The sequence below is a fragment of the Burkholderia sp. Ac-20384 genome, from assembly GCF_017104605.1.
Classification (GTDB): domain Bacteria; phylum Pseudomonadota; class Gammaproteobacteria; order Burkholderiales; family Burkholderiaceae; genus Burkholderia; species Burkholderia lata.
This window is the reverse complement of the sequence record NZ_JAAGPE010000392.1, coordinates 1-7,273: the sequence shown is the minus strand read 5'-3', so window position 1 is coordinate 7,273 and position 7,273 is coordinate 1. Positions and strand designations below refer to the sequence as shown.

The 7,273-nt window shown below is 67.8% G+C and carries 5 protein-coding genes; 2 read left to right on the top strand and 3 right to left on the bottom strand.

Annotated features, from left to right (window positions below):
- Positions 1–67 precede the first annotated feature (67 nt).
- Together G3O00_RS38005 and pdxY are read right to left on the bottom strand one after the other, a co-directional pair.
- Entirely contained in the window at positions 68–2,212 is a 2,145-nt protein-coding gene (locus G3O00_RS38005) for a phospholipase C, phosphocholine-specific (RefSeq protein WP_206146078.1), read from the bottom strand.
- A 280-nt stretch (positions 2,213–2,492) separates the two neighbouring features.
- Entirely contained in the window at positions 2,493–3,353 is an 861-nt protein-coding gene (gene pdxY / locus G3O00_RS38000) for a pyridoxal kinase PdxY (protein WP_041492785.1), read from the bottom strand.
- A 173-nt stretch (positions 3,354–3,526) separates the two neighbouring features.
- On the opposite strand from pdxY, the gene G3O00_RS37995 reads away from it, so the two are divergent.
- Entirely contained in the window at positions 3,527–4,588 is a 1,062-nt protein-coding gene (locus tag G3O00_RS37995) for an alpha/beta hydrolase (protein WP_206146077.1), read from the top strand.
- A 36-nt stretch (positions 4,589–4,624) separates the two neighbouring features.
- On the opposite strand, the gene G3O00_RS37990 is transcribed toward G3O00_RS37995, so the two are convergent.
- Complete coding sequence (locus G3O00_RS37990; protein ID WP_089450174.1) at positions 4,625–5,623, bottom strand: LLM class flavin-dependent oxidoreductase; 999 nt, start codon at positions 5,621–5,623, stop codon at positions 4,625–4,627.
- Between the two features lie 639 nt (positions 5,624–6,262).
- On the opposite strand from G3O00_RS37990, the gene hpnI reads away from it, so the two are divergent.
- Positions 6,263–7,273, top strand: a 1,011-nt coding sequence (gene hpnI / locus G3O00_RS37985) for a bacteriohopanetetrol glucosamine biosynthesis glycosyltransferase HpnI (RefSeq protein WP_206146076.1), incomplete at its 3' end; no start/stop codon positions are given.

Genomic DNA, 7,273 nt, shown 5'->3' with positions numbered 1-7,273 from the left:
GGGGGAGGGGGAGGGGGAGCAGGGAGGCGGCGCGGCCCGCCGGGGCCGCGCCGCGCACGGGACGCCGTCAGTCGGACAGGGCGTCCGATGCGGCTTCGGCATCGTCGTGCGATGCGTGCGTGCGGATCAGCGGATCGCTGGTGCTCGGGCGACCCGTCTCGACGTGGCCCGCGAAGCGGCGCAGGAAGCCGAGCAGCCGGCCGTCACTGACGGTCAGGTCATACCAGCCGTGGCTGCCGCGCAGATCCCAGTAGTCGTCGATCTGCTGGCCCGGTGCGAGGTCGAACGTGCGCGCGCGGCCGTGGCCGTACGCGTTCGTGACCTTGAGCCGCACGGCCTTGTGGCCGCGGTTCATCAGGCGCAGCGTGATGTTGCCGTTCGCGACGTCGTAGCCGTAGATCACCTCGGGGTTCACGTTCGCGCTGCCGACACCGGTCGCGAACGGGCCGCGGAAATGGCAGTAGAAGCCGTTCGGGCCGTACACGTCGAGGTCGTACAGGCCGAGCGACGCGGCGGCGCTCCACGTGTCGTCGATCCGCTTGCCGGCTTCGACCGTGTATGCCCACGGGCCGTCGAGACGGTTGCGTGACTGCACCTGGAACGACGCGCCCGCGCGGCCCGTGTTCGCGAAAGTCAGCCGGAACAGGCCGTTCACCGATTCGACGCGGCCGTGCGCGAACAGCTCGTACGGCAGCGCGCGCGCCGGACGAAGCCCGGCCTCCTGCTTCGGCAGCTTCTGAAACACCGGCGGCACGGGGATGTAGTCGGGATGACGCAGGCGGTCGGGCGGCGCGTAGCCGCTCGTGTCCGGTAGCTTCGGCCAGCCGGCGTCGGCCGTCGCGAAATCGAACGCGGCGGTCAGGTCACCGCACACCGTGCGACGCCACGGCGAGATATTGCCGGCCTTGACCGGGTATTGCGCGCCGAAGCGTGCCTCGATGAATTGCAGCAGCGACGTGTGATCGTAGGTCTGCGAGCAGACCCAGCCGCCCTTCGTCCACGGCGACACGACGAGCATCGGAACGCGCGGCCCGAGCCCGTACGGGCCGGCCATGTGCGATGCGTCGCCGGGGAACACCTCGTTGGTCGTCGCGACCGTCGACAGCCCGTTGTCGCGCGACTGCGGCGCGAACGGCGGCTGCACGTGGTCGAAGAAGCCGTCGTTTTCGTCGTACGTGATGAAGAGCGCGGTCTTGCTCCATACCTCCGGATTCGACACGAGCGCCTGCAGCACCTGCTCGATGTACCACGCGCCGTAGTTCGCCGGCCAGTTCGGATGCTCCGAATACGCTTCCGGCGCGCAGATCCACGACACCTGCGGCAGCGTGCCGTTCTTCCCGTCCTGCTGCAGCACGTCGAACAGCGTGCCGCCCGCGCTGATGTTGGTGCCGGTGCGCGCCTTGTCGTACAGCGGCGTGCCGGGCAGTGCGTTGCGGTACTGGTTGAAGTAGAGCAGCGAGTTGTCGCCGTAGTTGCCGATGTACGGGTTCTGCGTCCAGCCCCACGACCCGGCGGCGTTCAGGCCGGTGCCGACGTCCTGGTAGATCTTCCACGACACGCCGGCGTTCTCCAGCACTTCCGGATAGGTCGTCCAGCCGTAGCCCGCTTCCTCGTTGCCGAGCACCGGGCCGCCGCCCGTGCCGTCGTTGCCGACGTAGCCCGTCCACATGTAGTAGCGGTTCGGATCGGTCGAGCTCGGGATCGCGCAGTGGTACGCGTCGCAGATCGTGAACGCGTCGGCGAGCTGGTAGTGGAACGGGATGTCGTCGCGCTTCAGGTACGCCATCGTCGTGGTGCCCTTGTTCGGCACCCACTGGTCGTAGCGGCCCTTGTTCCAGGCGGCGTGCATGTCCTGCCAGCCGTGCGGCAGGTCCTGCAGGAACTGCAGGCCGAGCTTGTCCGCGCCCGGATGGAACGGCAGCAGCTCGGCCGGGCCGACCGGCTGGTGGAACACCGACTTGCCGTTCGCGAGGCGCAGCGGGCGCGGGTCACCGAAGCCGCGGACACCGCGCATCGTGCCGAAGTAGTGGTCGAACGAGCGGTTCTCCTGCATCAGGATCACGATGTGTTCGATATCGCGGATGGTGCCGGTGCGGCGGTTCGCGGGAATCGCAAGCGCATCGCGAATCACGGGCGGAAACAGGTTCAGCGCGGCGGCGCCGGCGGTGCCGGCAGCGACGCGCAGGAAGTCACGACGGTTCGATCGGGTCATGGTCGTTATCGTGCGGTAAAGGAGGGAGCCGATTGGCAGGACCTGCTGGAAGAGCGCGCCCGGGTCGCAGGATGCGGCTGCGCCGGGTCGTGCCGCCGCGAGCATAGCGAGGAATCGGTGTCATTCATGTGAAGTCCGGAAACGTTTGCATCCGCATCGAAGCGATCTCGAAGCAGCGTCGGGACAACTATCGCCGGCAGTCGCGGTGCGGCAGGGATGAGGCGGGAAAGCGGTGCGGCGCGGGAGGCGCGCCGGTGAAGCGGAGGGCGACGCCGGCGTGTCAGGCGTCCGTGACCCACGCGCCGAACCATTCGCTCGGGCGCGCGATTTCGTCCTGCGCGGCGACGAGTTCGAGCTCGTAGCGGCGCGCATCGTAGGTGGCCTTCACGACCGCATGCACGGCCGCGAGCGTGTGCTCGAACGCCGCGCGCACGGAGTCGCCGCGCAGCCGGCAGGCGACGAAGATCGCGCTGGTCAGGTCGCCGACGCCGACCGGATGGCGCGGAAATGCGTACAGCGGGCGCTGGCCGATCCACGCTTCGGTTTCGGTGACGGCGAGCATGTTGAAACGATCGGCCGGGCTGTTGCGGTCGTGCAGGTGCTTGACGAGGATGATCTGCGGCCCGCGGCGGATCAGCGCGCGGCAGGCTTCGACGGCTTCGGCAACGGTTTCGATGCGCCGCCCGGCGAGCTTCTGCAGTTCGGTGTGGTTCGGCGACATGCCGTCTGCGAGCGCCGGCATCTCCTGGACCATGAATTCCTCGACGCCGGGCTCGGGCCGGATGCCGCCCGTCTGGCCCATCGCCGGATCGCAGAAGTACCACGCGTTCGGGTTCATCGCCTTCACCGAGCGGACGATCTCGACGGCCGCACGCGCTTGCGGCGGCGAGCCGAGGAAGCCGGACAGCACGGCGTCGCAGCGCTTGAGTGCGCCGATCGCGGCGATGCCGTCGACGAGCTGTTCCATCTTTGCGGCATCGATCGCGCTGCCGGCCCAGTGTCCGTACTGCATGTGATTCGACAACTGGACGGTATTGAGCGGCCAGACGTTGATGCCGAGGCGCTGCATCGGGAATACGGCCGCACTGTTGCCGGCATGGCCGTAGATGACGTGCGACTGAATGCTGAGGACGTTTTTCATGGGAATCGCCTGCACGCGTTTCAGGGTCACGTCACACGATACCCGAGTTCGTCGCGCGCGCGGAAGTCGCGCGGCCCCGGAGTGTTGCGCGCCGTCGTCAGCGCGACCGCGTAGAATCGCGGGGCGCGAGGCGGCCTGGCCGCCCGCGTGCGTCTCCAATCACCGTGATCGCCATGCTTTCGATTCGCAAGATGTTGTTTGCCGCGCGCGCCGCCGTGCTCGGCGCGGGTGTCGCCGTCGCGTGTGCCATGCCCGCCATGGCGGCCGCCGTTTCGCCCGCCGGTAACGACGGGCCCGTGTATGGCCCGCGCCTGGAAGGGTTCACTTATCCGGCGCCCGTTCATCTGTACACGTTCGTGTCGCAGCGCGAAACGCTCGAGATGGCCTACCTCGACGTGCAGCCGGCACACCCGAACGGCCGCACCGTCGTGCTGCTGCACGGGAAGAACTTCTGTGCGGCGACCTGGGAGGACACGATCGGCGTGCTGAGCCGTGCCGGCTATCGCGTGATCGCGCCGGACCAGATCGGCTTCTGCAAGTCGTCGAAGCCCGATCGTTATCAGTACAGCTTCCAGCAGCTGGCGCGCAACACGCACGCGCTGCTCGAATCGATGGGGGTGAAGTCGGCGACGATCGTCGGCCACTCGACGGGCGGGATGCTCGCGATGCGCTACGCGCTGATGTATCCGAAGGCGACCGACCAGCTCGTGCTCGTGAACCCGATCGGCCTCGAGGACTGGAAGGCGCTCGGCGTGCCGCCGCTGTCGATCGACTACTGGTATGCACGCGAACTGAAGACCACGGCCGACGGCATCCGCCGCTACGAGCAGGGCACGTACTACGCGGGCAAGTGGTCGCCGTCGTACGAGCGCTGGGTGCAGATGCTGGCCGGGATGTACCGTGGCGCCGGTCGCGACGCGGTCGCGTGGAACTCCGCGTTGATCTACGACATGATCCTCACGCAGCCGGTGGTCTATGAACTCGGTGCGATCCGCGTGCCGACGCTGCTGATGATCGGCGACAAGGACACGACCGCGATCGGCAAGGACGTCTCGCCGCCCGACGTGCATGCGAAGCTCGGCCACTATCCGGAGCTCGCGAAGCGCACGCAGGCCGCGATTCCCGGCGCGCAGCTCGTCGAGTTCCCGGCGCTCGGGCACGCGCCGCAGATCCAGGACCCGGACGCGTTCCACAAGGCGCTGCTCGACGGGCTGGAGGCCGTGCACCCGCAGTGATGCGGGGACGGCCGCAGGCGGCCCGGGCGCGCGCCGTCAGCGCGTTTCGCTCGCGAGCTCGTCGCGGATCTGCGCGGTCAATTCGAACGAGCGCAACCGTGCCGCGTGATCGTAGATCTGTGCGGTGACGATCAGCTCGTCGGCCCCCGTCTGCGCGATGCGGTCGCGCAGCTTGTCGCGCACCGTGTCGCGCGAGCCGACCGCCGCGAACGACAGCGAATGCGCAACCGTCGCGAGTTCGAGCTCGTTCGCCTCGAGCACGTCGACCGGCGGCGGCAGCTTGCCCGGCGTGCCGCGCCGCAGATTGATGAACTGCTGCTGCAGCGACGTGAACAGGCGCCGCGCCTCGTCGTCGGTATCGGCGACGAACACGTTGACGCCGACCATCGCATGCGGCTTCGGCCACGCGGCCGACGGCCGGTACTGCGCTCGATAGATCTCGAGCGCGCGCATCAGGTAATCCGGCGCGAAGTGCGACGCGAACGCGAACGGCAACCCGAGCATCGCGGCGAGCTGGGCGCTGAACAGGCTCGAGCCGAGCAGCCACACGGGCACGTCGAGCCCTGCGCCGGGCACCGCGCGCACGCGCTGGCCAGGCACCGGCTCCGCGAAGTAGCGCTGCAGCTCGGCGACATCATCCGGAAACGAGTCGGCACTGCCGATCAGGTCGCGGCGCAGCGCGCGCGACGTGGTCTGGTCGGTGCCGGGCGCACGGCCGAGGCCGAGGTCGATGCGCCCCGGATACAGCGACGCAAGCGTGCCGAACTGCTCGGCGATCACGAGCGGCGCGTGGTTCGGCAGCATGATGCCGCCCGACCCGACCCGGATCGTCTGCGTGGCGCCCGCGACGTGGCCGATCACGACGGCCGTTGCCGCGCTCGCGATGCCGGGCATGTTGTGATGCTCGGCGAGCCAGTAGCGCTGGTAACCCCAGCGTTCCGCGTGCTGCGCGAGATCGACGGTGTTGCGGAATGCCTGGGAGGCGTCGGCGCCGGCCGGAATGGGGGCGAGATCGAGTACGGAAAACGGAGTCATCGGTTGGCCTTCGAACGGGGTAGCGGGGTGATGCACTTACGCAACAAATGCCAAGGATTTTGCCAAAGGGCTCCGGATCGTGCTGGGGGCGGCTCGATACCCATGCGCCTTTCAGGGATGCAGGGTCGAATTCTGCGATCGTTGCAAAAATCAATCCAATCGCTGATTAATTACCAATCTTTACGGCGATTGGATGTGAATCCGCATCGACGTACAAATTTGCACGAAACGTTTGATTTTCAAGACTGCAATACGCCTGCAAACCGCTTACGCTAACGTGAACGCGGGTGCACCGAAATGGTTCGCCGACTGCGCAGCTTTGCCGGAATTGCACCAGTCCGTTTCTCGTAGTGCCGAGCGCGGGGTGCCGCAGACTGCTAAAATCCGGCGCCTGCCCATGTTGTGCCGAAGGTAGCCATACGAATCTTCCCGTATCCCGTCCGGGTGTCGCGTGGAGATGCACCACGCGAAGCCGGGCATGGCCATACCCGAAGGATGGGGCGAGCCTCCCTCATACACAGACGCTGCTGGAACAAGGAGTCGGGTCGTGCCCGCGTTCGTCGTTGTCGGAATACCGAATCACGCTCAATCACGCACAAGCGTTCTCCATGGCGTTCAGGTCGCCGGGAGGCGTCGCGCATGACGGCAACCGCAACGATGCTCGACTGGCTCCTGATCGTCTTCACGCTGGCCGCGGCCGGCTATGCGCTCGTCGCCGCGTTCGCCCCGAGGCCGCGTACGCCGCGCACGGCCGTGCGCGACGGCTTCGAGCCGGTCAGCGTGCTCAAGCCGCTGTGCGGCGCGGAGCCGCACCTGTACGAAAACCTCGCGACGTTCTGCGAGCAGCGCCATCCGCGGTATGAAGTGCTGTTCGGCGTCGCGTCGGCGGTCGATCCGGCCATCGCCGTGGTCGAACGGCTGCGCGCCGATTATCCCGAGTGCGACATCACGCTCGTGATCGATGCGCGCGTGCACGGCAAGAACCTGAAGGTCAGCAACCTGATCAACCTCGCCGAGCGTGCGAAGTACGGCCGCATCGTGATCGCGGACAGCGACATCGCTGTGAAGCCCGACTATCTGGAGCGCGTGACGGCGCCGCTCGCCGACGTGTCGGTGGGTGTCGTCACGTGCCTGTATCATGCGCGCAGCGTCGGCGGGTTCTGGACGCGGATCGGCGCGCAGTTCGTCGACGCATGGTTCGCGCCGTCGGTCCGGATCACGCACCTCGGCCGTTCGAGCCGCTTCGGCTTCGGCGCGACGCTTGCGCTGACGCGCGACACGCTCGACCGGATCGGCGGCTTTCCCGCGCTGAAGGACGAACTGGCCGACGATTTCTGGCTGGCCGAGCTGCCGCGCCGCCTCGGGCGACGCACCGTGCTGTCGGAGGTCGAGGTCGCGACCGACGTGATCGAGCCGTCGTTCGGGCCGCTGTGGCACCGCGAGACGCGCTGGCTGCGCACGATCCGCTCGCTGAACCCGGCTGGCTTCGCGTTCCTGTTCATTACGTTTACCGTGCCGTGGCTCGCGATCGGCGCAGCGCTCGCGCTGCGCCTCGACGGCACCTTCGCCGGCTCGCTGGCGGGCTGGGCGGCCGTGGTGGGCGCGTTCGGGGGACGGGAGGGGACACGTCGGAAACCCAGGCACTGCCGG